The following is a 26,244-nucleotide window of genomic DNA, read 5'->3' on the forward strand; positions in this document are numbered from 1 at the left end:
TCACCTGCTCCTGGTGCGCCGAGAACCGCCGCGTGCCGGCACTTCGCCCGGTTCGTCCCCCTTGGCGATCGGCATCCGCACCGAGTTTCCCCACTCGGTCCAGGAGCCGTCGTAGTTGCGTACCCCGTCGCGCCCGAGCAGGTGGGTCAGGACGAACCAGCTGTGGCTGGATCGCGCGCCGACTCGACTGTAGACGATCACCTCGTCCTGGTCGGCCGACGCGCGGTAGACGTCGTCGAGTTCGGTGCGCGAGCGGAATCTCCCGTCGGCGGCGAACGCCTCGGTCCACGGGATGTTCGACGCGCTGGGAATGTGGCCGGCGCGCAACGCCGCGTCCTGGGCCGTGGCCGGGTCGAGAGCGCGCGTGCCGGAGTATTCCTCGGCCGAGCGTACGTCGATCACCGGTTTGCCGAGGTGGGCGAGCACGTCCTCGCGGAAGGCGCGGAAGGTGCTGTCGTCCCGGCGCACGGCCGGGTAGGCGCTGCGCACCGGACGGCCGGGTTCGAACGTCGTGTCGCGCCCCTCGGAGATCCAGGCCGCGCGTCCGCCGTCGAGCAGGCGCACGTCCTCGTGCCCGAACAGGGTGAATACCCACGCCGTGTGCGCCGCTTGGATGTTTCCGCGATCCCCGTAGATCACGACTGTGTCGTCACGATCTATCCCTTTGGCGCGCATCAGTTCGGTGAAGCGGGTTCCGTCGATATAGTCGCGCGTGACCGGATCGTTCAGATCGCTTCGCCAATCCAGTTTGGTGGCGCCCGGAACGTGCCCGATGTCGTACAGCAGCGTGTCCTCGTTGGCCTCGATGATCTCGAGTCCCCGTGCGCCTATGTTTGCCGACAGCCACTCCGTGGTTACTAGTCGGTGAGGGTGTGCGTAGGAACCGAGTGAGGGATGAGGGTCCGGAGCGACGGGCACGGTGTTTGGGTCCTTCACGCATGGGTGGACGGCGGTGGCAGCGGTTCGAGGCCTCACAGCGATGGTAGGTGTGAGGCGACAGTGACTCTCGTTTCAGATCACAAATCGGATGAGGGCCGAATAAAGGGCACCTACATCCGATAAAGTCTCCCGGGAGGAGGGGTGAGCTATGTCCGATTCTTGGCCGCGGCGGCGACTGCTCGCGATCCTACGTGGCGCCAGCGAGCCTCTCGACGCTCAGGAACTGGCCAGAATCACCGGACAGCACGTCACCACGGTTCGTTTCCATCTCGATGTGCTCACCAGGGAATCCCTCGTCCGGCAGTTCCAGCAGCCGCCGCGCGGCCGTGGGCGGCCGCGTATCGGATACAGCGCGGTGCAGCGATCGGTGGGTTATCAGGACCTGGCGCAGGTGCTCGCCGATCAGCTCGGCCCGGACGCGCGGCGCAGATCCGAGGCCGCGATCGCGGCGGGCCGCGCGTGGGGCAGCAGACTCGACGTGGGTGACCATCGGGTGGAGTCGCTGGAGGACGCCAAGGACCTCACGATGACGTTGATGTCGGAACTGGGCTTCGCGCCCGAGCGCGACCCGTCCTCGGAGACCGAGGGCAAGGTGCTGATCCGTCTGACCGCGTGCCCGCTGCGCGAACTGGCGCGGACGCACTCCGAGGTGGTGTGCGGCGTACACCTCGGCCTGCTCGAAGAGGTGATCGACCGGGGCGGCGCGCACGGGACGATCGACGTGCGGATGCACCCGTTCGTGGAACCGGAGCTGTGCGTGGCCCGGCTCGAACTCATCGCGGCACAGCGCGCCGAGGCCCAAGAGGCGGCGCCGGTGTCCCCGGGCGGGGACGCCGAGGCGTTCACCGCGCCGTCAGGCCGTGTGGCCCCACAGCTGCGTAACGCTGATCCCAACATCGCCAAGCAGTCGGCGCAGCAGTGGTAGCCCGATGCCGATGACGCTGGACGGGTCACCGTCGATGCGATCGACGAACCAGCCGCCCAGCCCGTCGAGGGTGAACGCGCCCGCCACCTCGAGCGGCTCACCGGTCGCGATGTAGGCGTCCAGCTCGTCCGGCTCCGGCTTGGCGAAGTGCACGGTGGTGCTGCTGCAATCGACCGCCTCGGCGGTGATCCGGCCATCCCGCATCCGCACCACGCAGTGACCGGTGACCAGATCCGCGCTGCGCCCGGCCATGTCGCCCCACCGCGCGCGAGCGACCTCGGCGGTGTGCGGCTTGCCCTGCAACTCGCCGTCGACGAGCAGCATCGAATCGCAGGCCACCACAACGCAGTCGGCGGCCAGCTCCGGAATGTCCGCGGCCACGGCGGCCGCTTTGGCGCGCGCCAGTTCCACCACGACCGCGCGTGGTGGCGTGTCATCGGGGAGGGCGGCGGCGACCGCGTCCTCGTCCACGGCGGAGACCCGGACGATCGGGTCGATGCCCGCCGAGCGGAGAACCTCCCGGCGGGCCGGGGACGCGGAAGCCAGGATCAGCCGCGTCACCCGCGCAAGTGGGACAGCTGCGGGAAGGCGTACGGGGAGAACGGCGAAGAGCCGCGATGCATCATCGTCGGGTGGCCCCACATATCGGGCGGCCCGGCGGGGCCGGTGGGCGCGGCGCTGTTCGCCACGGCGGACAGCACGCACACCAGCGCGGCGAGTTCTTCGTCGCTCGGCGAGCCCTTCACGACACGGAAGAACGGCTCAGCGGTGGCCTCTGCGGATAGCGCTGCCGCGTCGGAGCCGGTGGAGGCACCGGTCTCGTCTGCGATCGGGTCGACTGTGAGATCCAGTTCGACGGCGCTCAACACATCTTCTTCTGCCACGGTCGTCACAGTGCCAGGTCCTCTCTTCGCCTCTATCAGCGGACTGATCAGGCTATTCCCGTTTTCCGACTAGCTACGGATGAAGCATTCGTCCTCGGATGCACTCATTGCTTCTCTGCAACAAGCCGGTACCCGCCAGAGTAAGTGTTACCGAGGCCGATGCCACCCTTTGTGCGCGGCCTATCGAGCGTATCGCTCGATCACAGCGGGATGTTGCCGTGTTTCTTCGGCGGAAGGGTCACCATCTTGCGTTCGAGCAGTCGCAGCGCGGACACGATCTGGCCGCGCGTGTGCGACGGCGGGATCACCGCGTCCACGTATCCGCGCTCGGCGGCGACGTACGGGTTCACGAGGGTGTCCTCGTACTCGTTCTGGAGCTCGAGCCGCAGCGCATCGACGTCTCCGCCCTCTTTGGCGGCCTGCTGCAGCTGCTTGCGATAGACGAACCCGACGGCGCCGGAAGCGCCCATGACGGCGATCTGGGCGGTCGGCCAGGCGAGGTTCACATCGGCGCCCATGTGCTTGGAACCCATGACGTCGTAGGCGCCGCCGTAGGCCTTGCGGGTGATGATCGTGATTTTGCCCACAGTGGCCTCACCGTAGGCGTAGAGCAGCTTCGCGCCGCGCCGGATGATGCCGTTGTATTCCTGTCCGGTACCGGGCAGGAAGCCGGGCACGTCGACCAGGGTGATGATCGGGATGTTGAACGCGTCGCAGGTACGCACGAAGCGCGCGGCCTTTTCCGAGGCGTCGATGTCCAGGCAGCCCGCGAACTGGGTGGGCTGGTTGGCCACGATGCCGACGCTGCGGCCGTCGATCCGGCCGAAGCCGACGATGATGTTCATCGCGCGCTCGGCCTGCACCTCGAGGAACTCGTCGTCGTCGAGCAGACGCCGGATCACCTCGTGCATGTCGTAGGGCTGGTTCGGCGAGTCCGGGATGATCGTGTCCAGCTCGAGGTCCTCGTCGGTGAGCGAGTCCTCGATCGCGCCGTCGATCGGGTCGGTGGCCGGGAAGCGGGGCGCCTCGGCGCGGTTGTTGCTCGGCAGGTAGGACAGCAGGTCCTTGACGTAGTCCAGGGCGTCCTGTTCGCCGGAGGCGACGTAGTGCGCGACGCCGGACTTGGTCATGTGCGTGTGCGCGCCGCCCAGGTCCTCCATGGTGACGTCCTCACCGGTGACCGTCTTGATGACGTCCGGGCCGGTGACGAACATCTGGCTGGTGCCGTCGACCATGACGACGAAGTCGGTCAGCGCCGGGGAGTACACGTGGCCACCGGCGGCCGGGCCCATGATCAGCGAGATCTGCGGGATCACGCCGGAGGCCTGGATGTTGCGGTGGAAGATCTCGCCGTAGAGGCCGAGGGAGACCACGCCCTCCTGGATGCGGGCGCCCGCGCCCTCGTTGATGCCGATCAGCGGGCGGCCGGTCTTCAGCGCCAGATCCATCACCTTGACGATCTTCTCGCCGTAGACCTCACCGAGGCTGCCGCCGAACACCGTCACGTCCTGGCTGAAGATGCAGACGTCGCGGCCGTCGATGGTGCCGTAACCGGTCACCACGCCGTCGCCGAGCGGGCGGTTGTTCTCCAGGCCGAAGTTCACACTGCGGTGGCGGGCCAGGGCGTCGAGTTCGACGAAAGAGCCTTCGTCCAGCAGCGCGAGGATGCGCTCGCGGGCGGTCATCTTGCCCTTCGCGTGCACCTTGTCGACCGCGGCCTCACCCATCGGGTGCTTGGCCTCTTCCAGCCGATTCCGCAGGTCAGCCAGCTTCCCGGCGGTGGTGTGGATATCGGGGGAGCCCGCCGGACCTGATGCGGGCTGCTGCTGGACACTCGTCATGGCATCGGAGTGTAACCAGTACCAGCGTTTACTTTCTAACCAAGACCGGGCTACCGGCGAGTAGAAAACCGCAGCTAGATCAATTTTCCCAGGCAAACTTCCTGGTCGGTAGCAGAGTCCGGAAGGCGGAAAATGAGTATCGCCGACCGGTCCCGCCCACCTAGCCTGAGGGCGACGGATTTCCGAGCGGGGGAGGAGCGCGTCATGTGGGAATGGGGTAGAGCTCGCGCGGAGTACGCGGCCGAGACGGCGTGGACGCGGACCACCGAGGAGGCGCCGAAGTACGGCGAGCCCGAGGTGTGGGCCGAGGCGGCCGAAGGCGAGCGGGAGGACGGCGACGGGATGGGCGCGGCGGCGCGCGACCCGATCGTCTCCTCGTATGACCTTGTCGGGTAGCGCCCGGTAGGACGAGTAGCCTGCCGGTGTGCAGAGGCCACCGTTGGATGCAGAGCAGTTGCGGCGCAGTGCCGTCGAGTCGCCCGAGCTGTCGTTCTTCACGCGGATCGATGTGGTCGAGTCGACCGGGTCCACGAACGCGGATCTGATCGCGCTGGCGGCCGATCCGGCCGCCGACCGCGTGGTTCTGCTGGCGGAGACCCAGGTGCAGGGGCGCGGCAGGCACGCGCGCACCTGGGTCAGCCCGCCGCGGGCGCAGCTGGCGATGTCGCTGCTGGTGCGGTTGCCCGGGATCGGCCCGGCCTCGCTCGCCTGGCTGGCACTGCTGACCGGCGTGGCCGTGGTCGACGCGCTGCGGGCCACGGCGGGCGTGCCCGCGGAACTCAAATGGCCCAACGACGTGCTGATCGGGGGCCGCAAGGTGGCGGGCATCCTGGCCGAGGTCGCGGCGAGTGCGGAGGGCGGCGCGCCCGCCGTCGTGATCGGGCTCGGACTCAACGTGAGCCTGACCGAAGAGGAACTGCCGGTGCCGCACGCCACCTCGCTCACCATCGCCGGCGCGCGGCAGACCGATCGCACGGTGCTCGTGCGATCCCTGCTGACCGAGTTCGCCCACCGCTTCACCGCGTGGCGCGACGCGGACTGGGCGATCGACGAGTTGGCCGCCGCCTATCGCGAGCGGTGCGCCACGATCGGCGCCGAGGTCCGTGCCGAGCTGCCCGGGGACCGGACGCTGACCGGCGTCGCCGAGGGCGTCGACGAATACGGCCGCCTGCTCATCGGCGGGCAAGCGGTATCCGCCGGCGACGTCACGCATCTGCGCGCCCAGTACTGAGCGCCGACGCCCGGCGGCGCGGCGGGCGCCGCGCCGCCGGCAACGCGCGGCGGCGTGCCTCAGACGCGTTGGGCGACGCCGCGCGAGGCATCCCGGGCGAGGGCGCGATCGCGCTGCTCCTCGAACTTGATCACGTCCTTGCCCAGCTTCTCCAGGAACGCGCCCAGTTCGTCGCGCGCCTGCTCGCCGCGGGGTCCGTAATCGGACCGCTCGAAGACATTCCATTGCTTGAGCACCGGTTGGAGCACCTCCTCCAGATGCTGGCGCAGATCGTAGATGCCGTGCTTGGCCATCAGCACGCCGTAGCGGCGGAAATTCGGCATCCCGGCGCCGGGCATCAGGAAATTCCGCACGATCCTGGTGATCGCGGGCAGCGCTTGGTCGGGGACCAGGTCGAGCGCGGCGCCGCATATCGAGCGATAGAAGATCATGTGCAGGTTCTCGTCGGCGGAGATGCGCTGGAGCAGGCGGTCGGCGACGGCGTCGTTGCACGCCTTGCCCGTATTGCGGTGGGACACACGGGTGGCCAGCTCCTGGAAGGTGACGTACGCGACGCTCGCCAGGAATCCGCCCCACCCTTCCGGTGACTGGACGCCGTTGCTCATGTGGATCATCCGGGCCGCTTCCAGGGCGACCGGATCGACGGCGCGGGTGACGACCAAGTAGTCCCGCATGGCGATGCCGTGGCGATTCTCCTCGGCGGTCCAACGGTCGACCCAGGTGCCCCACGGGCCGTCCTCGGAGAAGTTCTGTGCGATCTCCCGGTGATAGGAGGGCAAATTGTCCTCGGTGAGCAGATTGGTGATCATGGCGACCCGGGCGACCTCACTGAGGTGCGATTGCTCCGGCTCCCAGTCGACGCCGCCCAGTGCGGCGAAATTGCGGCCCTGGCTCCACGGCACGTAGTCGTGCGGGTTCCAGTCTTTCGCCATGGACAGGTGCCGATCGACATTCTCTTCGGCGACGGGCTCGAGTTCGGCCAGGATTTGCAGCGGGGTCAGGTCTTTGGTCACGCGTTCCTCCACGGTCGGAATCGACGATGATGGTGAGCCGGGCGTTGCGCGATACAGAGAGCCACTGCGCGGAATAGTCACACGCAGGGTGCCGATTGTGCAGCATGACGCGCTGCGGTGTCAGCCGTTCCGCCATCTTCAGGCGGTAGTGTTCCTGACATGGGTTATCCGGAGGATGTGCTGGCGCCCGAGGAACAGCTGCTGCTGCATCGCCACCCGCATTGGAAAATGCTCTTCTGGCCGATCGTGACGCTCATCGTGGCCACCGCGCTCGCCGGTTTCGCAGGGGGACTCGTCTCGCAGAAGGCCACGGGCACCACCGCCTCGGCGCTGCTCGTCACCGTGCTCGTGGTGTATCTGGCCATCCTGCTATGGCGCTGTGCCGCACCGGTTGTCCGATGGAAGTCGACGCATTTCATCATCACCGACCGGCGGGTACTGGTACGGCAGGGCGTGCTCACCCACAGCGGCATCGACATCCCGATGAGCCGGATCTCCAGCGTGCAGTTCCGGCACGGACTCTTCGATCGGCTGCTCGGCACCGGGACGCTGATCATCGAGTCGTCCTCCTCGGAGCCGCTGGAATACGACGACATCCCGTCGGTCCAGCAGGTACACGCGCTGCTGTACCACCAGGTGTTCGAGGTCGACCGCCGTCGCGACGGCCGCGACGAGCGCCGCGACGACCGTCGCAGCTACCGGTGAGCCCGTAACCTGGGCGTATGACCGCTGTACTGCTGGCCGAGGACGACGACGCCATCGCGGCCCCGCTGTCACGCGCGCTCGGCCGCGAGGGCTACTCGGTGACCGTCGAGAGTTTCGGCCCGGCCGTGCTGCAACGAGCCCTGGAAGGCGGCCATGACCTGCTCATCCTCGACCTCGGCCTGCCCGGCATGGACGGGCTGGAGGTATGCCGTCAGGTGCGCGCTCGCGGCGCGGATCTGGCCGTGCTGATGCTCACCGCGCGCACCGACGAGGTGGATTTCGTGGTGGGGCTGGACGCGGGTGCCGACGACTACGTCGGCAAGCCGTTCCGCCTGGCCGAGCTGCTGGCCCGGGTGCGAGCGTTGTTGCGGCGCAGCGGAATCGGCGACGACACGGTCGAGGTCGGTGGGATCCGCCTGGAGCCCGCGGCGCGGCGCGTGCTGGTCAACGGAGTCGAAATCGGTTTGGCCAACAAGGAATACGAGTTGCTCAAGGTGCTGATCGACCGGGCGGGTCAGGTGGTGGCGCGCGAGACCATCCTGCGCGAGGTGTGGGGCGACGCGGAGCTGCGCGGTTCCAAGACGTTGGACATGCACATGTCCTGGTTGCGGCGCAAGATCGGCGACGAGGGCCCCATGGCCGAACGGCGCATCGTCACCGTGCGCGGGGTCGGCTTCCGGCTGAACACCGACTGACGTGCGCCGCCGGATCCTGCGTTCCATGCTCACCGTGCTGACCCTCACCACGGTGGTGCTCGGCGTGCCGCTGATCTACACGGCGTGGTTGTGGGTGGAGGACATCACGCGCAACGACCTGCAGAACCGGCTGGACCGGATCGCCGCGGAGATCATCGCGCAGGAGCGCGACGGCACGGTGCCCGGCGAGCTGGACATCCGGTCGGTGGCGCCGCTGGTGCCGGAGAACGGGAAGCTCACCATCGTCTACCCGTCGCAGCAGGACAACGCCTCGCGGCGCGACATCGGGGTGACCCAGGTGCCCGACCCGCTGGTCGAGTCGCTGTCCATGGGCAAGTCCGCGTCGCTGCGCCTGGAGGTGCCCTCGGCGCCGATGCATGCCATGCAGCGCCAGGCGGTCGCGGTGGTCGCGCTGGCGGTGCTCGCCTCGCTGGGCGCGGCGGTCTCGGTCGCGGTGGTCACCGCGCGGCGGGTGGCCGATCCGCTGCGGGACGTCGCGGCGCGCGCGGCGCGGCTGGCGATGGGCGATTTCCGCCCCGATCCGCGCAGGCACGGCATCGCGGAACTGGATCGGGTGTCCGATGTGCTCGACTCGGCGACCGTGGAGATCGCCGGACGGCTCCAGCGCGAACACGCCCTGGTGGCGGATGTCTCACATCAGCTGCGCAGCAGGCTCACCGCGGTGCGGCTGCGCCTCGACGAACTGTCCGCCCATCCCGATCCGGAAGTGGTGCACGAGGCCGAGGAGGCGATGGCCCAGGTCGACCGCCTCACCGATGCGATCGACGATCTGGTCCGCGCCTCCAGGGACGAGGACGCGGCCGATCGCGATCCGGTGCCGGTGATGGACGAGTTGCGCGGTGTGGTGGCCGAATGGACCCACCCGTTCACCGAGGCGGGCCGGACGCTGACGCTCACCGGCGACGAGTCGCTGCGCGCCCCGATCACGGGTTCGCGACTGCGCGAGGCGGTCGCGGTGCTGGTGGACAACGCCCTCATGCACGGCGGTGGGCCCTGCACGGTGTCGGTGCGCTCGGTGCGGCCGGGGGTCGGCCGTGAGCCGCTGGTGTGCGTCGAGGTCGCCGACGAGGGGCACGGCGTTCGTGACGAGCTGGCGCCGCACATCTTCGACCGGGGCTTCTCCGCGGGCGGTTCCACCGGAGTCGGCCTCGCGCTGGCGCGGGCGTTGGTCGAGGCGGACGGCGGACGCCTGGAATTGCAACGGCGCAGGCCCGCGCTGTTCGCGGTGTTCCTCGGGGCCTCGAAGGCCCGTCCGGCGAACGCGGTGGTGGCCGAGCCGCGCTGACTCAGCCGCGGCCGAGTTCCTCTTCCACGAGGTCGACGAACTCCGCTTCGAGCTCTTTCATCTCGTCCGGGAAGACCCAGCGGCGCATCGACCAGAAACGGAAGGCCATCTGCAGCAGATTGCCGATGATGAAGGCGCTGATGAAGTCGGCGATGTTCTCGACCGTGAAGCTCACGTTGGGCTGGCGCAGGTCGAAGACGTAGCTGGAGATCCACAGCGGGGTGAAGGCGAGGACCACGCCGACGCCGCTGACGGCGAAGAACAGCAGCGCCTCGTGATGACGTTCGCGCCCGCCGCGATTCTTGAACGACCATTCCCGGTTCAGGATGTAGGACGCGATCACGGCGATGACGCCGGAAATGATCTTGGCCGTAACCGGTTTCTCGGCGAGTACCGTCCACTTGAGTCCGTAGAAGATGCCGCTGTCGATCACGAAGGTGGTCGCGCCGACGATCGCGAATTTGATCAACTCCCGATGCCGGTACGCGATATCTTGCAGCGGCTTGGGAAGGACGCTGACCACGTCTTCGACGAATGACACAAGACCGGAGTGTACCGGTACCGACCATTCGAGCCGGCCATGACAATATTGTCCGACGTGAGCGCACGTTCCTTCGATCCATCGGCAATGCCCACCGTCACCATGATCGGTGGCGGACAGCTGGCGCGTATGACGCATCAGGCGGCGATCGCGCTGGGCCAGCGGCTGCGCGTACTCGCCGAGAACCCCGAGGACCCGGCGGCCCAGGTGAGCCCGGAGGTGGTGCTCGGCAGCCACACCGACCTGGGCGCGCTGCGCAAGGCGGCGGTCGGGTCGCACGCGCTGACCTTCGACCACGAGCACGTGCCGACCGAGCACCTGGAGGCGCTGGTCGCCGAGGGCGTCAACGTGCAGCCGCCGCCGCAGGCGCTGGTCTACGCGCAGGACAAGCTGGCGATGCGCAGCAAGCTGAGCGGGCTCGGGCTGCCAGTGCCCGCGTTCACGCCGGTGACCTCGGTCGCCGACGCGGTGCGCTTCGGCGACGAGCACGGCTGGCGGATCGTGCTGAAGGCGGTGCGCGGCGGTTACGACGGACGCGGCGTGTGGATGCCCGAGTCCGCCGACGAGGCCGCGGCGATCGTCACCGACCAGCTCGCGTACGGCGCCCAGCTGCTGGCGGAGGCGAGGATCGAGCTGAAGCGCGAGCTGTCGGCGATGGTGGCCCGTTCGCCGTTCGGGCAGGCCGCGACCTGGCCGGTGGTGGAGACCGTGCAGCGCAAGGGTCAGTGCGCGGTCGTCATCGCGCCCGCGCCCGACCTGCCGGAGGACACGGCCGCCGCGGCGGAGACGATGGCGTTGAACCTCGCGAAGGAACTCGGCGTCGTCGGCGTCATGGCGGTGGAGCTGTTCGAGACCACCGACGGCGACCTGCTGGTGAACGAGCTGGCCATGCGCCCGCACAACTCCGGGCACTGGGGGATGGACGGCGCCCGCACCGGGCAGTTCGAACAGCATCTGCGCGCCGTGCTCGACTACCCGCTCGGCGACACCGCGCCGCTGGCGCCGGTGACCGTGATGGCCAACATCCTCGGCGCGCCGCAGGCCCCGGAGATGTCGATGGACGAGCGGCTGCACCACCTGTTCGCGCGGCTCCCGGAGGCGAAGGTGCACCTGTACGGGAAGGGCGAGCGTCCCGACCGCAAGATCGGGCACGTCAACATCCTCGGCGACGACGTGGCCGAGGTTCGGGAGAAGGCCGAGCGGGCGGCGCACTGGATGTCGCACGCGATCTGGACCGACGGATGGGATCCGCATGAGTGAAGAAGTGGCCATCGGCCCGGCTGTCGGCCTGATCATGGGCAGCGACTCCGACTGGCCGACGATGGAGGCCGCCGCGGAGGCGCTGGCGGAATTCGGGATCCGCTTCGAGGTGGGCGTCGTCTCGGCGCACCGTACCCCGCAGCGCATGCTCGACTACGCGCGTGACGCCGCCGGTCGAGGGTTGAAGGTCATCATCGCGGGCGCGGGCGGCGCGGCCCACCTGCCCGGCATGGTGGCCTCCGCCACGCCGCTGCCGGTGATCGGCGTCCCGGTCCCGCTGAAGTACCTCGACGGCATGGACTCGCTGCTGTCCATCGTGCAGATGCCCGCGGGCGTGCCCGTCGCCACCGTCTCCATCGGCGGCGCCCGCAACGCCGGCCTGCTCGCCACCCGCATCCTCGCCGCCCACGACCCGGCCCTGCGCACCCGCATGGAACAGTTCCAGGCCGGACTCGAGCAGATGGTGCTGGAGAAGGACGACGCACTGCGCACGAAGCTCTTGGGCTGAGCGGTCCCCAGGGGACTTCGTGAATGACGTGGTTCGCGCCGGCGACCCGCGGAAATGCCGCGGGCGGAACTGCGCGCCGTAGGACAGCGCCATGACCGAGGCGCGGGTGAGATGCTCGCGGGCGGTCTCGTCGGCGATGTCCAGCAGGGGCTAAGGCCCCAGATCGGCGCGAGCATGGCCGGCCCGGTCCTGCACGTCGCCGGTGCGGACCGAGAGCAGGAAGGCTTCGCGGGGGGTCCCGGCCCGCAGCCGAATCGGTCCGCAGACCTCGGCTCGAGATGGCGCGACAGCGGAATCTCCGGCGCGGAGAACTGGGGGTTTCGGTCGCTGACTACGGTGTGAGGTCGTGACTACTGGGGATATCGCTCGGATGCGGGGAGGCGACGACACCGCGCATTTTCGGCTCACGGTGGTGGATCAGGCGCTGCGGTTGTTCGCCGAGAAGGGGTACGAGGCGACGACGGTCGATGAGATCGCCGAGGCGGCGGGGATCTCGCGGCGCACGTTCTTCCGGCAGTTCCGGTCCAAGGAGGACGTGATCTTCGCCGATCACGAGTCTCAGCTGGCGCAGGCCGAGCAATTCCTGTCCGCGTCGCGCGAGGATCCGTGGGAGGCGGTGTGCGCGGCGGTGGTGCAGGTGTTCGAGCGCTTCACGCAGTGGCGGGAGATCGCGGCGCGGCGGTATCAGGTGGTGCGCCGGGTGCCCGCGTTGCGGGAGCGCGAGATCGTCACGGTGTTCCGTTACGAACGGTTGTTCACCGACTACCTGCGCGAGCGGCTGCCCGACGTCCCCGATCTGGCGCGCGTGCAGTTCGCCGCCGTCGTGACGGCGACGCACAACTACCTGCTGCGCCGGATGGTGCGCGGCGAGTCGGACGCGGGCGCCGCCGACCTGCGGTTGGAGCTGGCCGCGATCCCGCGCGGCGCCGGGCGTGCCGTGAACCCCGACGAGCTGGTCGTCGCCGTGTTCCCGCGCGATGCCGCGCCCAGGCAGATAGCGGACCTGCTGGTCCGCAAGCTCGGCACCGTGTGACGTGGCCTTGAGTGCGACCAATCTGACACTGAGTGCCACGTAATCTTCCCATGTGATACGCGTCCATGAGGGTATACTCGACTCATATATGGCACTGAGTGCCGACGCGTTGCTTTCTCGGCGGAAAGCGGCGATCACCACCGACGACCAGGAGTGAAGCCCGATGGCGGGAAACCCCGATTTCGATCTGTTCAAGCTCGAGGACTTCCACGATGAGCTGCGCGCCGCGATCCGCGCTCTCGCCGAGAAGGAGATCGCTCCGCACGCCAAGGACGTCGACGGCAACTCCCGCTTCCCGGAGGAGGCGCTGACCGCGCTGAACGCCTCCGGCTTCAACGCCGTGCACGTGCCGGAGGCCTACGGCGGCCAGGGGGCCGACTCGGTGGCCACCTGCATCGTGATCGAGGAGGTCGCGCGCGTCTGCGGTTCGTCCTCGCTGATCCCCGCGGTCAACAAGCTCGGCACCATGGGCCTGATCCTGAACGGCTCCGAGGAGCTGAAGCACAAGGTGCTGCCGGACATCGTCAACGGCGAGATGGCCTCCTACGCGCTGTCCGAGCGCGAGGCGGGCTCCGACGCGGCAGGCATGCGCACCCGGGCCAAGCAGGAGGGTGACGACTGGATCATCAACGGCTCCAAGTGCTGGATCACCAACGGCGGCAAGTCCTCCTGGTACACCGTGATGGCGGTGACCGACGCGGAGAAGGGCGCCAACGGCATCTCGGCCTTCCTGGTGCACAAGGACGACGAGGGCTTCGTGGTCGGCCCGCTGGAGCACAAGCTGGGCATCAAGGGCTCGCCCACCGCCGAACTGTACTTCGAGAACTGCCGGGTGCCGGGTGACCGCATCGTCGGTGAGCCGGGCACCGGCTTCAAGACCGCGCTGCAGACCCTCGACCACACCCGCCCCACCATCGGCGCGCAGGCCGTCGGCCTGGCCCAGGGCGCGCTGGACGCGGCCATCGCCTACACCAAGGACCGCAAGCAGTTCGGCAAGTCGATCGCCGACTTCCAGAACACCCAGTTCATGCTCGCCGACATGGCGATGAAGATCGAGGCCGCCCGCCTCATGGTCTACACCTCGGCCGCCCGCGCCGAGCGCGGCGAGCAGAACCTCGGCTTCATCTCCGCCGCCGCCAAGTGCTTCGCCTCCGACGTCGCCATGGAGGTCACCACCAACGCCGTCCAGCTGTTCGGCGGCGCGGGCTACACCACCGACTTCCCGGTGGAGCGCATGATGCGTGACGCGAAGATCACCCAGATCTACGAGGGCACCAACCAGATCCAGCGCCTGGTAATGAGCCGCGCCCTGCTCAAGTGATGTTTTTGTAGATCGCCGGATGTTCGGGCGCGCCTGGCAACGCATCTCAGGCCGTCGAGAGCGCAGGCCGCCCGAATATTCTGTCGATCGCATTCCGCGCCCGCTCGTAGCTCGACGGCACGAGATGGGTGTGCGCTGACAGTGATGCTGCCGAGGGACTGTCTCGCGTTGCGGGACTTCAGCCGACTTCGGCGAAGAACCGCCGGATGTCGCCGACGAGCAGTTCGGGTGCCTCGTGCGCGGCGAAATGGCCTGCGGCATCGTTCGGGCCGCCGATCACCGAGCCCGCGTCGTAGGAGTTCCAGCTGACGATATTGCTGTGGTCACGCTCGGCGAACCGGCGGATCGACTGGAAATCGCCCTTGAACATGGCGAGTGCGGTGGGGGTCGTGGTCGAGCCGGTCGGGCGGTCGGTGCTGTGCGCCTCCTCGTAGTAGTACCGGACCGAGGAGCCCGCGGTGCCGGTCAGCCAGTAGAGGGCGACGTTGCCGATGACGAAATCGGCGTCCAGACTCTCCCCGAAAAGCTGTGCGTTCCAACCCAGCAGGCCGATCGGCGAATCGCAGAGCGCGTAGGCCAGCGTCTGCGGCTGCTGGCTGCACAGGATGTTGAAGGCCATCTTGTTGTCCTGGAACCACTTCAGGTGTTCGAGTGCCGCCAGATCCTCCGGCGAGAGACCGACGAACTCGTCCGGATCGCCGGACGGGAACGAAAACAGCTGTGTCACATGGACACCCACTACCCGATCCGGCGCCAGGCGACCGATCTCGGGGGAGACCATCGAGCCGCCGTCGTTACCGATCGCGCCGAAGCGCTGGTAGCCGAGCCGATCCATCAGCTCGATCCAGGCCTTGGCGACGCGCCGCATGGTCCAGCCGGTGCTGCGCGTCGGGCCGGAGAAGCCCATGCCGGGCAGCGCCGGAATCACGAGGTGGAACGCGGGATGCTCAGCGGACTCCGGCGCGGTCAGCGACTCGATGACGTCGAGGAACTCGAGCACCGAGCCGGGCCAGCCGTGGGTCAGGACCACTGGCAGCGCGTCCGCGCGCGATGACCGGATGTGCAGAAAGTAGATGTTCTCGCCATCGATCTCAGTGGTGAACTGCGGGTACGCGTTCAGCTTCGCCTCGAGCGCCCGCCAGTCGAAGGTCTCCAGCCAGTACTGAGCCAGGCCGCGCACCCGACCCCCGGGGACGCCATAGGAGTCCCCCACGCCGGGCAGTTCGCTCGGCCACAGGGAGCGGCGCAGACGCTCGGCCAGATCGTCGAGCTGGGTCTGCGGGATGTCGACCCGGAATGGCTTGATGGTGCTCATGGCGATCTCCTTTGGAATGGAATGCTTCGTTCTGTTTGACTATACAGAACGGATCATTCCGTTTCAAATCTGGAAACACGACGTCCCACGGACGGTGATGAAGTCGATGTCAGGGGTGTAGATACAGCCGTTCGCACGGCAGTCTCGGGTAGCCGTCGGTGTCGTCTGTGGATACTTCGACTGCGTCGTGCCAGTGGCGGGCTCGCCACTCCTGGACGAAAAGGCATGCGGCCGTGACGCAGGCGACGAAGTCCAGGCGGGCGCCGTGCCAGAACACCGACAGGTGAACATCCGGCTCGGAAGGGATGGGGGATGCCGCGCGATCAGGCATATGCCGCCCATCGCCGGCGGCGCGCGAGCTTGTCGGCCACGCAGCCACGGATCGCCGCGACGACCACCCGGCCGGACGGACGAAATGCCGTGTCGGGCCGCGTTATCCACGCGCGGAACTGAGTGCCTCGATCGGCGGGGCTCGGCAACGCGATCGTCCCGCCGTAGCGGATGATGGACACGTTCAAGCGGAACATCTCGGCGAACAGCGGCACGTCGTCCGGCAGGTCCGGCCGGATGATGAACGTCCAGCGTTTCGATCGTGGATGCGACAGGACCGGCCCCAGCTCGTGACCGTGGTTGCGCATCCACACCTTCACGCGCTGTCCCAGGACGGCGGGCATGGTTATTGCCCAGACCATTCCGGTGCGGACGATGATCCGGCCGATTAGGGGAGGGTCCACGATCGCGGGCAGGTCGCATACGCGTCGGTAGTAGTGGCATCGAGACAGTGGGGTGTCTCCGAAAGTTATCGGTTCATCCATCAGTAGACCTCGGGTCGCATCGACGGGTAGGAGGTGCGCCCGGCCCGTCAACCCGTCGACGGATGGGAGTGAATTGCTTTGCGAGCCCAGCAATCTCCACCCCGTCCGGTGCGCACGGTCATCAGACAACGGCACACAGGTGCGGGTACTCCGAATCGGGTACACCGAAAAAAGATCCGCGAAAGCCCAGCACGCGCACCGCAAACGGTGTGAGGATGTACGCGAGACGGGTGATTCGATGCGCCCGTGACGGGGAAGGGGAGGGCGACTTGTCAGATACCGGTTCGACTCTGCCGCGTCGTCAGCTCGGGAGGTATCTGACCGAGTGGCGCACGCGCGCCGGAATGACCCAGGCGAAGGCCGCCGACCTGTTGGAGATCGGAGCGAGCAGTCTTCAACGGCTGGAGAAGGGGCAGAACTCGCGGATCAGGTCTCGCGATATCCAGGCTGCGTGCGATCTGTACGGTGTCCCGGAGGAGTTGTCGGTCGCGCTGGTCGGACTGGCCAAGCAGGCCAACGTCAAAAGTTGGTGGCACCAGTACGGCGATCTCATCCCCAAGTCGTTCGATGTGTACGTCGGACTCGAAGCCGCGGCAGTGAAATTGGTGTCGTACCAGCCGGATCTGATACCGGGTCTGCTTCAAACCGCCGACTACGCGCAGGCGCTTGTTCGACTCGCGTGGCCGGATGAATCAATACAGCAGTGGGAGCAACGGCTCGAAATAAAGGCGCAGCGACAGAACATTCTGACCCGCAAGACGCAGCCGGTCGTGCTCGACGTGGTTATCGGCGAAGGCGCTTTATGGCGCGTGGCTGGTAGCAGCGCGATCATGGCCGCCCAAAACCGGCACCTTGCGGATATGTCTACAAGGGACAACGTGACGATTCGCGTACTGCCGTTCCACGCGGGCTTCCCCGGAGGCGTGTCCATGCCGCCGTTCGTGATTTTGGTTTTCGGGAAGAGTGTTCCTGCGGACCAGGTTGAGCCGCCAGTGGTCTATCTGGAAGGCGCGGTCGGAGATATGTATCTCGAAGATGCCGCCGACGTGGGTGCCTACACTCAAAGGCACGACAGCATCAGGGAATCCGCCTTGGATGTCAACTCGAGTAGAACCCTGCTGAGGCAGGTGGCAAGGGAGCATGAGCAGCGTGGACGTTGACGTATCGGGGGCACAGTGGTTCAAGAGCAGTCGTAGCCAGGCCGGTAAAGAGTGTGTTGAGGTTGCGTTTCTCGGCTGTGGCATGGTCGGCGTGCGGGACTCGAAGAACCCGTCCGGCCCGGCACTGGTGTTCACACCCGGCGAGTGGGACGCCTTCACCGCTGGCGTGGCGGATGGGGAGTTCAACCGCCCCTGAAACGATCAGAAGCGCGGCGCTGGACCCGGATCAGAGCAAGAACCTGCTCCGGCAGATGGCAAGGGAGTATGCACCGTGAAGACCGACCTCTCCGAGGCCAAGTGGTTCAAGAGCAGCTACAGCGGGGCTGACAAAGCCTGCGTCGAGGTCGCTTTCCTCGCGGGAGGTCACATCGGCGTGCGGGACTCGAAGAATCCGACCGGCTCAGCGCTGGTGTTCGCGCCGGAGGAGTGGGATGCCTTCACCGCGGCCTTGCGGTGACTCCAACCGCTCTAACCAACGGTATGACCTCCACGAGTGGCACATGGCTGCGGCAAAACGCGAGTGGACCTCTCGCTCATGTGCCGCTCGCGGACGCATGGCCGAGTAGGGCGGCGAAGCCGAACGGCGATATCCGGCTTGCTCGAGGCAAGCGGCGGTTGAGCGCCTCGGTGCTGCTCAGGAGACCAAGTCGGCGTATTCGCGGTGTTCGGCGATGTACTTCTCCACATACCAGCAGGTGGGGATGACGGAATAGCCGGACTTGCGGGAGTCGTCGAGGGCGTATTCGACGACCTGGGCGGCTACTCCGCGGCCACGGAACTCGGGGAATGTCATGGTGTGGTGGAAGTCGCGGGTCTTGGGGTTTTCGCGTTCGGCGTAGTCGGCGTACCCGGCGAGGGTGTCGTCGATGTAGATCTCGAAACGGGTATCGGCGACGTTGTGTTCGAGCCTGGTCGTCATGTTGGGATAGAACTCCTTGTCGGCTGGGAATGTTCCGCCGCGGCGGTCACAGGATCGCGCCGGGATTGAGGATGCCTTCCGGGTCGAGGGCGTCCTTGATGCGCCGGGTCAGGGCCATCACGTCGGGGCCGAGCTGATCGGGCAGCCATGCCTTCTTCAAGCGGCCGACGCCGTGTTCACCGGTGATGGTGCCGCCGAGGGCGATGGCCAGGTCCATGATCTCGCCGAAGGCGCGATGCGCCCGCTCGGTGAGATCCGCGTCGGAGGGGTCGTGCACGATCAGCGGGTGGGTGTTGCCGTCGCCGGCGTGCGCGATCACCGACACCGTCACCGCATTGCGCTCGGCGATCTCGGCGACGCCGCTCACCAGGTCGCCGAGCCGGGGCAGCGGCACACCGACGTCCTCGAGCAGCAGCGGGCCGAGCTTCTCCACGGCGGGAATCGCCAGCCGCCGGGCGGCCGCGAACGCCTCGCCCTCGGCCGGGTCCTCGGTGTGGAAAACCTCGGTGGCGCCTGCTTTCTCGCAGGCCGCCGCCATGATCTCGGCCTCGCGCCGGGCGAATTCGCCGGGTGCGTCGGAGCGCGCGACCAGCAGCGCGGCCGCCTGCCGGTCCAATCCCATCCGCAGCTGGTCCTCCACGGCGTTGATCGACACCGAGTCCATGAACTCGAGCATCGAGGGCCGCAGTTCGCCGGTGATGGTCAGGATCGCCTCGGTGGCGGCGGTGAGCGTGGGGAAGCTCGCGACGACCGTGCTCTGCGGAGGTTGCGCGGGCAGCAGTCGCAGGGTCAGTTCCGTGATCACTCCGAGCGTGCCCTCGCTGCCGACGAACAACTTGGTCAGCGACAGTCCGGCCGAGTCCTTCAATCGCGGACCACCCAGCCGCACGACGGTGCCGTCGGCGAGCGCGACCTGCATCCCGAGCACGTAATCGGTTGTCACGCCGTATTTCACACAGCACAGTCCGCCCGCGTTCGTCGCCGCGTTACCGCCGATCGAGCAGATCTCGAACGACGACGGGTCGGGCGGATACCACAGGCCGTGCTCCGCGACCGCGCGCTTGACCTCGGCGTTGAGCAGGCCCGGCTGCACCACGGCGGTCCGGGTGACCGGGTCGACGGCGATATCCCGCATCCGCTCGGTGGTGAGCACGATCGCTCCGTCGACCGCCGTGGCGCCCCCGGAGAGCCCGGATCCGGCTCCGCGCGGGATCACCGGCACGCGATGCGCGGTGGCCCATCGCAGCGTGGCGGCCACGTCGTCGGTGCTGGTGGCCCGCACCACGGCGAGGGCGGTCCCGGCGTCCGGATCCCGCGCCCAGTCCTGGCGGTAGCTCGCCAGCAGGTCGGCGTCGGTGAGCACCGTGCCGTCGGGAAGGGCGGCGATCAAGTCATGCAGGTCCACAACTTCACGCTAGCTCTCCGTGCCCGTGATTTGCTGATCGGCCGACCCGTGCGCGTGTGGCGCGCGAAAGCCCCGGAATGTGATGTCACCCGCCATAGTGGTATTACCGCTGCCGGGAGACCAGAATGCCCACAGGGGCTTAGTGTTCGGGGCATCGAGTTCTCCCGGCGCCGCCGTGTCGTGGCGCAGGCCGACCATGCGGTTCGCCGCGTACCACTTGGAGGGATGGAACGGATGCAGGGCGAACAACCCAGTCGCCGGGAACTGGTCGCCGCGATGTTCTCCAGCGAGTTCGTCGAGGACGGCATCGACCCGGACGTGCTGCGCCGTGTACACGCGGGCGAGCACGAGGAGTGGCTGAGCGCGCTGGACCGCTCCGGTGTCTTCGGCAAGGAGGCCCTCGCCGAGCTGGCCGATCTCTGGCGCCGCGAGCCCCGCGAGTTGCTGGAGGCGCTGCTGGCGGACGCGGACGATGTCGCGCGGCGGCGGTGCCTGGCGGCCTGGGCCGGCTTGGACCAGGCCCAGGACGGTCCCGGCCGGGCGCAGATCAGCTGATCCACCGGGCGGTCGCCGCCTGCTCATCTGCCGGACATCTGCCGCTGGCAGCCTGGTCGCGTGCACGAGCTGTCCGAGACCGCCGATACGATCGCCGACCGGTTCACCCGCTGGTGCGAGACGGTCGTGCAGCGGCTGCCGTCGGGGCTGGACCGTCTCGTCCCGCCGACCTTCCTGGGCTTCGCGCTGATCAACAGCGGCACCTTCGCCGTCGACTTGGCGCTGCTCACCGTCTTGCACGGCTCGTTCGATCTGCCGGTGTGGTTGTCGGTGACCGTGGCGTACGTGTGCGCGTTCGGACTCGCCTTCGTGCTGAACCGCAGGTTCAACTTCCATTCCCACGCGCCGGTCGGCAGGCAGGCCACGGTGTACGTGGGGGTGGTCGTGGTCAACTACCTCGCGTTCATCCTCGGTGTCGGCAGCGGCCTCGCCGCGCTAGGGCTGGAGTACCACCTGTCCCGGTTGCTGGCGGGCGCGTGCGAGGCCGTCTACATGTACAGCGCGATGCGCTGGGTGGTCTTCCGCCGGGCCGCCGAGCCGGAACCCGAACTCGCGCCGGACGCGAAGGTGAAGAAGACGACGTTCACGACACCGCCGGAGCGATGAGCACCTCGGTGCGCGCGCCGTCGACGACGATCGCGTCCTCGTCGGTCATGGCCCAGTGCTGGACGCCTTCGGCGCGGTAGCGGGCGGCGAGCCGAGTGCACTCCCCGTCGGGATCGGTGGCCGAATCGATGTGCGGCACGATCCGGCGGTCGACCGATCCCAATCCGTCCCATCGCGGTTCGATGCCGCACGCCGGGGCGACCTCGCCGGGATCGTCCACCGACTCCAAGCCGTGCAGGTCCGGTGTCATCACGCAGGCCCCGGCGCTGTAACCGGCGTAGACGAGCGCGTCGGAGGCGAGCAGCCGGAGAAGCGCTCGGTCCGCGCCGCTGCGGGCGAACTGGGCGCGCAGCACGAAGGTGTTGCCGCCGCGCACCCACACCAGCGGGAATTCGGCCAACTTCCGTTCCAGGTCGGCTTCCCGACCGGCGTACTCGCGCAGGTCGAGCACCTCGGGCCGGTAGCCGAGCTTGCGCAGCGGTGCCATGTCACTGGTCACCGCGCCCGCCCACGCCTGCGGCCAGGCGTCGCAGGCGTTCGGAATCAGCGCCACCCGGCCGGGCGGGCCCGCGAGCGCGGCGAGCCGGTCGTAGTGCGCGCCGAAGCGATAGCTGGACAGGAACAGCCGCATCGCGGATCAGATGGTGAAGGCCAGGTGGCGCACGATGCGTTGCCCGAGTTCGGCATCGCCCTGGATGGTGATCTCGTCCAAGTACTCCTCGGCGGTCGTCCGACCGCCGCCGAGCCGCACGAAAAGCCTCGAGTCCAGGCCGATCTCGACCGTGGCGGGTTCGTCGAACGCGTCCACGTAGCGCGCCCGGCCCGCCACCTCGATGTGCAGGGTCCTGGCCAAGGGGCCGGTCAGCGCGAAGGTGATCCGCGCGCCGTCCGGCGCCTCGCCCTTCTTCGCCACCACGCGCGGGATGCTGCCCGCGAACTCCGCGAACGCCAGCTCGCCGCGTAGCCCGCCCTCTTCCACCGGCACGCCGAGCGCGTCGGCGATGTCGAGTTCGTGCATCCAGCAGTCGAACAACCGCACCCGCATGAACCTGCCGTAGGTCACCTGCCCGACCGGCGAGACGGTTTCCTTCTCCCATTCGGCGTCGCCCATGGCCGCGAGCGCGGCGCGTCTGCGCGCGATGACGTCGCGATAGAACTCGAGCAACCGGGCGCCGGACAGCGGGCGCAACCGATCCACCCAGATCTCGTTGAGCACCGCGGTCTCGTTGCGCACGTAGGGAAGCGTGCGCACATCGGTCTTCGCGGTGGTGGGGTCGTGGGCGGGCGGGCGGTCACCCAGTAGCCAGGACTCGGTGCCGACCATGTGGGCGAGGACGTCGAACACGGTCCAGCCCGGCAGCGACGACGGGGTGCGCCAGCGCTCCTCGTCCAGCGGAGCGACCAGCGCGTCGATCGCGTCCCATTGCCGTGCCAGCAGGTCGATCAGCGTGGTCCGATCGAACGTCTCGGTCATCCGTCGATTTCCTTGTCCGGGCGTTCGCCCTCGTTGTCCAATGCGGCAATGCCGTCCCGGATGGCCGCGGCGGTGGTCACCGGATCGTGCGGGCGCCGCAGCAGGAATCCCGTGGCGAACCGTAGCTTGTCGCCGTGCCTGCGGGGGATCACGTGCAGGTGGACGTGCGGCACGGTCTGGAACGCGGCGGCTCCGTCGTTGAGTACCAGGTTGGCGCCGTCGGCGGCGAGGCTGCTGCGCCGGACGGCCAGTGCGAGCCGGTGCCCGGCCCGGAAGATCCGCGCGCCGAGTTCGGCGTCGAGGTCCTCCAACTCGGCGGCGTGCCGCTTCGGTATGACCAGCGTGTGCCCACGGGCGACCGGCCGGATGTCGAGGAACGCGCAGAGCGCGTCGTCCTCGTACACCTTCGCCGCCGGCGCCTCGCCTGCCACGATGCGACAGAAGACGCAGTCGTTCACACGCTGGACCATACGGCGTACGAGCCGAGCGGAACACCCCGGAGCGTCGTTCGGCAGGACGCGCGCGTCCGCTCACCGGGACGCCGGGCCTCCGATCAGGCCCCCCCACCTCGAGGTTGGTAACAGACTTTTACGTACGGTCTTGCCGTGTTCACTTGCGGCGACCACGATCACAGAGCGAGAAGGAAAAAAGGTGGACCGGGAAACCCCGGCGCACCGGCGCGAATCGCCCGGCGTGTGTGACGGGCATCTCAGCTAGGCTCACGGCGGGCCAGGTACAGTTGCGAGGATTTGGGCGAACTTACCCGACGGTAACATCGTCCGGTCGTCTACCCGTTGCCTGAAGCTCGGTAAGAGAAGGAAGTCTGACAAGTGGAGACAACGCAGAGCGTAGGCGATCCATCGCCGCGCGGCGCGCGTGTCGGTGTCGTTCGCGAATCGAACGCGGGCGAGCGACGTGTCGCATTGGTGCCGAAGATCATCCCCAGCCTGGTGAAGCAGGGCGTGGAGGTCGTCGTCGAGTCCGGTGCCGGACAGGGCGCGCTCATTCCCGACGAAGCGTATGTGGAGGCGGGCGCGACGATCGGTGATCCCTGGTCGGCGGATGTGGTGGTGAAGGTCGCCCCGCCCAGTGACGCCGAAGTGGGCAAGCTGTCGTCGGGGCAGACGCTGATCGGTTTCCTCGCGCCGCGCAACGCCGACAATCAAATCGGTGCGCTGAAGTCGGCGGGGGTGCAAGCATTTGCGGTGGAGGCGATTCCGCGGATCTCGCGCGCGCAGGTGATGGACGCGTTGTCCTCGCAGGCGAATGTGGCGGGATACAAGGCGGTGTTGCTGGCGGCGTCGGAGTCGACGCGGTTCTTCCCCATGTTGACCACCGCCGCAGGCACGGTGAAGCCCGCGACCGTGCTGGTGCTGGGTGTGGGCGTGGCGGGTTTGCAGGCGCTGGCGACCGCGAAGCGCCTCGGTGGTCGGACCACCGGGTACGACGTGCGTCCCGAGGTCGCCGATCAGGTGCGGTCGGTGGGTGCGCAGTGGCTGGATCTGGGGATCGACGCCGCTGGTGAGGGCGGATACGCCCGCGAGCTCACCGACGAGGAGAAGGCCGCGCAGCAGCGGGCTTTGGAGGACGCGATCAAGGGCTTCGACGTGGTGATCACCACCGCGCTGGTGCCGGGGCGTCCCGCGCCGCGCTTGGTGACGGCCGCCGCGGTCGAGGGCATGAAGCCCGGCAGCGTGATCGTCGATCTGGCCGGGGAGACGGGCGGCAACTGCGAGTTGACCGAGCCGGGACAGACGGTCGTCAAGCACGAGGTGACCATCGCCTCGCCGTTGAACCTGCCCGCCACCATGCCCGAGCACGCCTCGGAGCTGTACTCGAAGAACATCGCGGCGCTGCTGGAGCTGATGTTGGTCGACGGCAAGCTCGCGCCCGACTTCAGCGACCAGGTGCTGGCGGATTCCTGCGTCACCCGTGCTGCGACCGAATCGGCGGACGCGACCGGATCGGCGGAGCCTGCGCAGGTGAAGGACGCGACCGAGGCGAAGGTGGAGAACTGATGTATACCGAATTGCTGGCGAATATCGCGATCCTGGTGCTGTCCGGGTTCGTCGGTTTCGCGGTGATCTCCAAGGTCCCGAACACGCTGCACACGCCGTTGATGTCGGGCACCAATGCCATTCACGGCATCGTGGTGCTGGGCGCGCTGGTCACGCTGGGTAACGTGCAGGACCCGTCGATCCTGACGCAGATCATCCTGTTCGTCGCCGTGGTGTTCGGAACACTGAACGTGATCGGTGGTTTCGTGGTGACCGACCGGATGTTGGGGATGTTCAAGGGCAAGAAGCCCGCTGTCGCGCAGAAGGCGGGTGAGTGATGCACACCTTCGACAACGTCACCTATCTGGTGAACGGTCTCTACATCATTGCCTTCGGCATGTTCATCTACGGTTTGATGGGCTTGACCGGCCCGAAGACCGCGGTGCGCGGCAACTTGATCGCCGCGGTGGGCATGGCGCTGGCGGTGGTCGCGACGCTGATCTCGATCCGGCACACCGACAACTGGATTCTCATCGTCGCCGGTCTGGTGGTCGGTGTCGTGCTGGGTGTGCCGCCCGCGAAGTACACCAAGATGACCGCGATGCCGCAGCTGGTGGCCGCGTTCAACGGTGTCGGCGGTGGCACGGTCGCGTTGATCGCGTGGTCGGAATTCATCAACTCGCAGGGTTTCTCGCACTTCGACGAGGAACCGACCGTGCACATCGTGATCGGGTCGCTGTTCGCGGCGATCATCGGTTCGGTGTCGTTCTGGGGTTCGCTGATCGCGTTCGGGAAGTTGCAGGAGATCCTGCCCGGCCGCCCGATCGGGATCGGCAGATTGCAGCAACCGTTGAACCTGCTGCTGCTGCTCGGCGCGGTCGCCGCGGCGGTGGTGATCGGCGTCGGCGCCACCAGTGAGGGGGTGTCGCAGCTGTGGATGATCGCGGTGCTGGTGGCAGCCGGTGTGCTCGGGTTGATGGTGGTGCTGCCGATCGGCGGCGCGGACATGCCGGTGGTCATCTCGCTGCTCAACGCGCTGACCGGATTGTCGGCCGCCGCGGCGGGTCTGGCGTTGAACAACACCGCGATGATCGTCGCGGGCATGATCGTCGGCGCGTCCGGCACCATCCTGACCAACCTCATGGCCAAGGCGATGAACCGGTCCATCCCGGCGATCGTCGCGGGCGGCTTCGGCGGCGGCGGGACCGCGCCCGGCGCCGCGGATGGTGAGCAGAAGCAGGCCAAGGCCACTTCCGCCGCGGACGCCGCGATCCAGATGGCGTACGCGAACCAGGTGATCGTGGTGCCGGGTTACGGCATGGCGGTGGCGCAGGCGCAGCACGCGGTCAAAGAGATGGCTTCGCTGCTGGAGGCCAAGGGTGTGGAGGTCAAATACGCCATCCACCCGGTCGCCGGTCGGATGCCCGGTCACATGAACGTGCTGCTGGCCGAGGCCGAGGTGTCCTATGACGCGCTCAAGGAAATGGACGACATCAACGGCGAATTCAATCGCACCGATGTCGCCTTGGTGATCGGCGCCAACGACGTCACCAACCCCGCGGCCCGCGAGGACGCCTCCAGCCCGATCTACGGCATGCCCGTGCTCAACGTCGACCAGGCCAAGAGCGTCATCGTGCTCAAGCGGTCGATGAACAGTGGTTTCGCCGGTATCGACAACCCGCTGTTCTACGCCGACCACACCTCCATGCTGTTCGGCGACGCCAAGAAGTCCGTCGGAGCGGTCACCGAGGAACTGAAGGCGCTGTAGGCCGGAGGTTCTCGCGAAGCGCCCCTTC

General features: G+C 67.8%; 31 protein-coding genes. 18 read left to right on the forward strand and 13 right to left on the reverse strand.

Annotated features, from left to right (window positions below):
* A complete protein-coding gene (locus ON29_RS05620; protein WP_040865127.1) occupies positions 1-918 on the reverse strand; it encodes a sulfurtransferase in 918 nt (305 codons plus the stop codon).
* A gap of 169 nt (positions 919-1,087) precedes the next feature.
* On the opposite strand from ON29_RS05620, the gene ON29_RS05625 reads away from it, so the two are divergent.
* A complete protein-coding gene (locus ON29_RS05625) occupies positions 1,088-1,864 on the forward strand; it encodes a helix-turn-helix transcriptional regulator (protein ID WP_040865075.1) in 777 nt (258 codons plus the stop codon).
* On the opposite strand, the gene ON29_RS05630 is transcribed toward ON29_RS05625, so the two are convergent.
* The 3 genes from ON29_RS05630 to ON29_RS05640 all read right to left on the reverse strand — a co-directional run bounded on the left by ON29_RS05630 (position 1,793) and on the right by ON29_RS05640 (position 4,589).
* Positions 1,793-2,425, reverse strand: a complete 633-nt coding sequence (locus ON29_RS05630) for a nucleoside triphosphate pyrophosphatase (RefSeq protein WP_040865076.1) — start codon at positions 2,423-2,425, stop codon at positions 1,793-1,795. The genes ON29_RS05625 and ON29_RS05630 overlap by 72 nt on opposite strands.
* Positions 2,422-2,748, reverse strand: coding sequence for an acyl-CoA carboxylase subunit epsilon (locus ON29_RS05635; RefSeq protein WP_444543619.1), 327 nt, complete (start codon positions 2,746-2,748; stop codon positions 2,422-2,424). Before ON29_RS05635 ends, ON29_RS05630 begins: the two co-directional genes overlap by 4 nt.
* Before the next feature lie 200 nt (positions 2,749-2,948).
* Complete coding sequence (locus ON29_RS05640) at positions 2,949-4,589, reverse strand: acyl-CoA carboxylase subunit beta (protein ID WP_040865078.1); 1,641 nt, start codon at positions 4,587-4,589, stop codon at positions 2,949-2,951.
* 204 nt (positions 4,590-4,793) lie between these two features.
* On the opposite strand from ON29_RS05640, the gene ON29_RS05645 reads away from it, so the two are divergent.
* Entirely contained in the window at positions 4,794-4,985 is a 192-nt protein-coding gene (locus tag ON29_RS05645; RefSeq protein ID WP_157172664.1) for a hypothetical protein, read from the forward strand.
* Positions 4,986-5,013: 28 nt separating this feature from the next.
* The gene (locus tag ON29_RS05650) at positions 5,014-5,820 is read left to right on the forward strand and encodes a biotin--[acetyl-CoA-carboxylase] ligase (protein ID WP_040865080.1); all 807 of its coding nucleotides are present in this window, start codon (positions 5,014-5,016) and stop codon (positions 5,818-5,820) included.
* Positions 5,821-5,879: 59 nt separating this feature from the next.
* Here ON29_RS05650 and ON29_RS05655 read toward each other — a convergent pair whose 3' ends face one another.
* Positions 5,880-6,833, reverse strand: a complete 954-nt coding sequence (locus ON29_RS05655) for an acyl-ACP desaturase (protein ID WP_040865128.1) — start codon at positions 6,831-6,833, stop codon at positions 5,880-5,882.
* Positions 6,834-6,992: 159 nt separating this feature from the next.
* Here ON29_RS05655 and ON29_RS05660 point away from each other — a divergent pair, with 159 nt between their 5' ends.
* Genes ON29_RS05660 through ON29_RS05670 form a run of 3 tightly spaced genes read left to right on the forward strand, consistent with a single transcriptional unit; the run spans position 6,993 to position 9,539 of the window.
* Complete coding sequence (locus ON29_RS05660; protein WP_040865081.1) at positions 6,993-7,538, forward strand: PH domain-containing protein; 546 nt, start codon at positions 6,993-6,995, stop codon at positions 7,536-7,538.
* A 17-nt stretch (positions 7,539-7,555) separates the two neighbouring features.
* Positions 7,556-8,233 (forward strand): response regulator transcription factor, encoded by a 678-nt coding sequence (locus ON29_RS05665; RefSeq protein ID WP_040865082.1) that lies wholly within the window; start codon positions 7,556-7,558, stop codon positions 8,231-8,233.
* Between the two features lies 1 nt (position 8,234).
* Positions 8,235-9,539, forward strand: coding sequence for a sensor histidine kinase (locus tag ON29_RS05670; RefSeq protein WP_040865083.1), 1,305 nt, complete (start codon positions 8,235-8,237; stop codon positions 9,537-9,539).
* A 1-nt stretch (position 9,540) separates the two neighbouring features.
* Here the strand turns inward: ON29_RS05670 and ON29_RS05675 are convergent, their stop codons facing one another.
* Entirely contained in the window at positions 9,541-10,080 is a 540-nt protein-coding gene (locus ON29_RS05675) for a GtrA family protein (RefSeq protein WP_040865084.1), read from the reverse strand.
* 39 nt (positions 10,081-10,119) lie between these two features.
* Between ON29_RS05675 and ON29_RS05680 the strand changes: the two genes are divergently transcribed.
* The 4 genes from ON29_RS05680 (at position 10,120) to ON29_RS05700 (ending at position 14,202) form a co-directional block, all read left to right on the forward strand.
* Positions 10,120-11,340 (forward strand): 5-(carboxyamino)imidazole ribonucleotide synthase, encoded by a 1,221-nt coding sequence (locus tag ON29_RS05680; RefSeq protein WP_040865129.1) that lies wholly within the window; start codon positions 10,120-10,122, stop codon positions 11,338-11,340.
* A complete protein-coding gene (gene purE, locus ON29_RS05685; RefSeq protein WP_174315392.1) occupies positions 11,333-11,848 on the forward strand; it encodes a 5-(carboxyamino)imidazole ribonucleotide mutase in 516 nt (171 codons plus the stop codon). The genes ON29_RS05680 and purE overlap by 8 nt, the downstream gene beginning before the upstream one ends.
* A 370-nt stretch (positions 11,849-12,218) precedes the next feature.
* Positions 12,219-12,881: a TetR family transcriptional regulator gene (locus tag ON29_RS05695; protein ID WP_040865086.1), complete on the forward strand. Its 663-nt coding sequence runs from the start codon at positions 12,219-12,221 to the stop codon at positions 12,879-12,881.
* 163 nt (positions 12,882-13,044) lie between these two features.
* On the forward strand, positions 13,045-14,202 hold the full coding sequence (locus tag ON29_RS05700) for an acyl-CoA dehydrogenase (protein ID WP_040865087.1): 1,158 nt from the start codon (positions 13,045-13,047) through the stop codon (positions 14,200-14,202).
* A gap of 178 nt (positions 14,203-14,380) precedes the next feature.
* On the opposite strand, the gene ON29_RS05705 is transcribed toward ON29_RS05700, so the two are convergent.
* Together ON29_RS05705 and ON29_RS05710 are read right to left on the reverse strand one after the other, a co-directional pair.
* The gene (locus tag ON29_RS05705; RefSeq protein ID WP_051174899.1) at positions 14,381-15,517 is read right to left on the reverse strand and encodes an epoxide hydrolase family protein; all 1,137 of its coding nucleotides are present in this window, start codon (positions 15,515-15,517) and stop codon (positions 14,381-14,383) included.
* A gap of 323 nt (positions 15,518-15,840) precedes the next feature.
* Complete coding sequence (locus ON29_RS05710) at positions 15,841-16,251, reverse strand: DNA-directed RNA polymerase subunit beta (protein ID WP_245548832.1); 411 nt, start codon at positions 16,249-16,251, stop codon at positions 15,841-15,843.
* 350 nt (positions 16,252-16,601) lie between these two features.
* On the opposite strand from ON29_RS05710, the gene ON29_RS05715 reads away from it, so the two are divergent.
* The 3 genes from ON29_RS05715 (at position 16,602) to ON29_RS05725 (ending at position 17,949) form a co-directional block, all read left to right on the forward strand.
* The gene (locus tag ON29_RS05715; protein ID WP_040865090.1) at positions 16,602-17,492 is read left to right on the forward strand and encodes a helix-turn-helix domain-containing protein; all 891 of its coding nucleotides are present in this window, start codon (positions 16,602-16,604) and stop codon (positions 17,490-17,492) included.
* Positions 17,482-17,688 carry a DUF397 domain-containing protein gene (locus tag ON29_RS05720; RefSeq protein WP_040865131.1) on the forward strand — a complete coding sequence of 69 codons (207 nt, stop codon included), beginning with the start codon at positions 17,482-17,484 and terminating at the stop codon, positions 17,686-17,688. Before ON29_RS05715 ends, ON29_RS05720 begins: the two co-directional genes overlap by 11 nt.
* Positions 17,689-17,763: 75 nt before the next feature.
* Complete coding sequence (locus ON29_RS05725) at positions 17,764-17,949, forward strand: DUF397 domain-containing protein (RefSeq protein WP_040865091.1); 186 nt, start codon at positions 17,764-17,766, stop codon at positions 17,947-17,949.
* Between the two features lie 177 nt (positions 17,950-18,126).
* Here the strand turns inward: ON29_RS05725 and ON29_RS05730 are convergent, their stop codons facing one another.
* Together ON29_RS05730 and ON29_RS05735 are read right to left on the reverse strand one after the other, a co-directional pair.
* Entirely contained in the window at positions 18,127-18,411 is a 285-nt protein-coding gene (locus ON29_RS05730) for a GNAT family N-acetyltransferase (protein WP_040865092.1), read from the reverse strand.
* A gap of 46 nt (positions 18,412-18,457) precedes the next feature.
* Positions 18,458-19,816, reverse strand: coding sequence for an FAD-binding oxidoreductase (locus ON29_RS05735; protein WP_040865093.1), 1,359 nt, complete (start codon positions 19,814-19,816; stop codon positions 18,458-18,460).
* A 225-nt stretch (positions 19,817-20,041) separates the two neighbouring features.
* Here ON29_RS05735 and ON29_RS05740 point away from each other — a divergent pair, with 225 nt between their 5' ends.
* Together ON29_RS05740 and ON29_RS05745 are read left to right on the forward strand one after the other, a co-directional pair.
* Entirely contained in the window at positions 20,042-20,371 is a 330-nt protein-coding gene (locus ON29_RS05740; RefSeq protein WP_051174901.1) for a hypothetical protein, read from the forward strand.
* A 60-nt stretch (positions 20,372-20,431) separates the two neighbouring features.
* Positions 20,432-20,977, forward strand: coding sequence for a GtrA family protein (locus ON29_RS05745; RefSeq protein WP_051174902.1), 546 nt, complete (start codon positions 20,432-20,434; stop codon positions 20,975-20,977).
* Here the strand turns inward: ON29_RS05745 and ON29_RS05750 are convergent.
* The 3 genes from ON29_RS05750 to ON29_RS05760 are packed head-to-tail and all read right to left on the reverse strand — an operon-like array spanning position 20,955 to position 22,909.
* Complete coding sequence (locus tag ON29_RS05750; RefSeq protein ID WP_040865094.1) at positions 20,955-21,608, reverse strand: Type 1 glutamine amidotransferase-like domain-containing protein; 654 nt, start codon at positions 21,606-21,608, stop codon at positions 20,955-20,957. The two genes, ON29_RS05745 and ON29_RS05750, sit on opposite strands and share 23 nt — an antisense overlap.
* A gap of 6 nt (positions 21,609-21,614) precedes the next feature.
* Positions 21,615-22,451, reverse strand: a complete 837-nt coding sequence (locus ON29_RS05755) for a maleylpyruvate isomerase family mycothiol-dependent enzyme (RefSeq protein WP_040865095.1) — start codon at positions 22,449-22,451, stop codon at positions 21,615-21,617.
* Complete coding sequence (locus ON29_RS05760) at positions 22,448-22,909, reverse strand: HIT family protein (protein WP_040865134.1); 462 nt, start codon at positions 22,907-22,909, stop codon at positions 22,448-22,450. Before ON29_RS05760 ends, ON29_RS05755 begins: the two co-directional genes overlap by 4 nt.
* A 372-nt stretch (positions 22,910-23,281) precedes the next feature.
* Between ON29_RS05760 and ON29_RS05765 the strand changes: the two genes are divergently transcribed.
* Genes ON29_RS05765 through ON29_RS05775 form a run of 3 tightly spaced genes read left to right on the forward strand, consistent with a single transcriptional unit; the run spans position 23,282 to position 26,216 of the window.
* Positions 23,282-24,469 (forward strand): Re/Si-specific NAD(P)(+) transhydrogenase subunit alpha, encoded by a 1,188-nt coding sequence (locus tag ON29_RS05765; protein ID WP_083863259.1) that lies wholly within the window; start codon positions 23,282-23,284, stop codon positions 24,467-24,469.
* Positions 24,469-24,786, forward strand: coding sequence for an NAD(P) transhydrogenase subunit alpha part 2 (locus tag ON29_RS05770; RefSeq protein ID WP_040865096.1), 318 nt, complete (start codon positions 24,469-24,471; stop codon positions 24,784-24,786). Before ON29_RS05765 ends, ON29_RS05770 begins: the two co-directional genes overlap by 1 nt.
* On the forward strand, positions 24,786-26,216 hold the full coding sequence (locus ON29_RS05775; RefSeq protein ID WP_040865097.1) for an NAD(P)(+) transhydrogenase (Re/Si-specific) subunit beta: 1,431 nt from the start codon (positions 24,786-24,788) through the stop codon (positions 26,214-26,216). The genes ON29_RS05770 and ON29_RS05775 overlap by 1 nt, the downstream gene beginning before the upstream one ends.
* The last annotated feature ends 28 nt before the right edge of the window (positions 26,217-26,244 follow it).

The organism is Nocardia exalbida NBRC 100660 (assembly GCF_000308575.1).
Lineage (GTDB): Bacteria > Actinomycetota > Actinomycetes > Mycobacteriales > Mycobacteriaceae > Nocardia > Nocardia exalbida.